The sequence below is a fragment of the Turicibacter sp. T129 genome (assembly GCF_025594975.1).
In the GTDB taxonomy this organism is placed as follows: domain Bacteria; phylum Bacillota_I; class Bacilli_A; order MOL361; family Turicibacteraceae; genus Turicibacter; species Turicibacter bilis.
Genome location: NZ_JAMQUU010000125.1, coordinates 1 through 1,459, shown reverse-complemented (window position 1 = coordinate 1,459; position 1,459 = coordinate 1). Strand labels below are relative to the sequence as shown.

Below are 1,459 nucleotides of genomic sequence, written 5' to 3'. Positions count from 1 at the left end.
ATACTAGGCTGAATAGTTACTTTTCTAATTCTTTTTGTTTTGCCTCTTCCTCAGCTTTTGCTTTTTCTTCTGCTTCTTTGCGTTCTTGCTCTTCTTTGGCTTTACGTTCATCTTCTTCTTTTTGAGCTTTAGCTTCTTCTTCCTCTTTGGCTTTTTGCTCTGCTTCCGCTTTCTCTTTGACTTCCTGTTCTTCTTTTTCTTTAATTTCTTGTTCTTTTTCTTCATCAATTTTTTCTGATTTTGTATTATCAACTGTCTCTTGTTCTTCTTGAACTATTTCTGTTTCGCCATTATATCCATCCTTAAAACCTTCTTTAAATGATGGTGTTATTGCACATGAAACAAATACAATACAAGTTCCTAAAACTAACACCCAACGATTTCCTTTTTTCCAGAAGTCTATCTTTCTCACAAATTATCACTCTTCTTCCACAAAAGATATGATATTGTATGTTAATTGCCGAAATTTTGTGAAAATGTTATTTTTTTAACTAATTTAATAGGTGGTAGTGTTTTGACATATAGTTCTCTCCACTCATTATAATTAACTACCAAACACTAAGCATTTGTATCATAAGAAACTACAATTGGTTGTATTTGTAATAGATAATAAGATAACTCTTTTTCCTATGTATAAATCTCGATTGTTTTTCTCATGAACTGTATATATAGACTGGATAATTCACTGCTCATTTCATACATCACCCCACCATTTAGGTAATCATAGTATATATTGTCTTTCATTAGATTGAATTGGTCTACTTTTGTACCAGTTTCAACTGATTTATTTATATTAATTGGTTTATTTTTAATGTTAATGTGTGATTGTCGATAATCATGTTAAATTCTTCTTAGCGTGTCATTTATCATCATCCGCTCAATTTGATACAATTCTTTTGATATTGAGCTAGTATATCTAATTAATCTGTTGCTTTTTGCACCTCTTCACTAAACCACTTGATGTATCGTTGAGTAACTTCTAGTGATTGATGATCCAGCAACTCCTTGATAATGACAGGATTTACGTCTGCTTTAACTAAATCTCTAGCATAAGTATATCTAAGAATATGTAATGAGGTCTTTATGGCTTGCTTTTTAGCATAATCAGTAAAGACTCTTTTTAACACATGTAATGTTAATTCCTTACTGTACACGGTTAAGAACAATGGCACTTCTCCTTTAAATCTTGTTAGTTTTAATCAACCAACGAGAATATTAGTTATTCTTTTTGATCAATAAATTGTTTATGGTTTGTGAGCTTTTGTATCCCTCAAATAGAGTGTACGATTGCTTATATCTAAAAATTATGGACCTTAACCTCCCTAACATCTCTAGAACGGATTCCAGTTGCTAAGACAAGATTAGGAATCATCCACATTCTCATTGGCTTAGTAATTAGATTTTGAACATCCTATCTTTTATGATTGGTTTTCATAACAAAAAGGTTCTATAATATTTG

2 protein-coding genes are annotated in these 1,459 nt (G+C 30.8%); both read right to left on the bottom strand.

What is annotated here, in order from left to right; translation table 11 throughout:
• Window positions 1-16 precede the first annotated feature (16 nt).
• The gene (locus NEH75_RS13410; RefSeq protein WP_262949025.1) at window positions 17-412 is read right to left on the bottom strand and encodes a hypothetical protein; all 396 of its coding nucleotides are present in this window, start codon (window positions 410-412) and stop codon (window positions 17-19) included.
• A gap of 508 nt (window positions 413-920) precedes the next feature.
• Complete coding sequence (locus tag NEH75_RS13405) at window positions 921-1,166, bottom strand: site-specific integrase (RefSeq protein WP_055304731.1); 246 nt, start codon at window positions 1,164-1,166, stop codon at window positions 921-923.
• Between the last annotated feature and the right edge of the window lie 293 nt (window positions 1,167-1,459).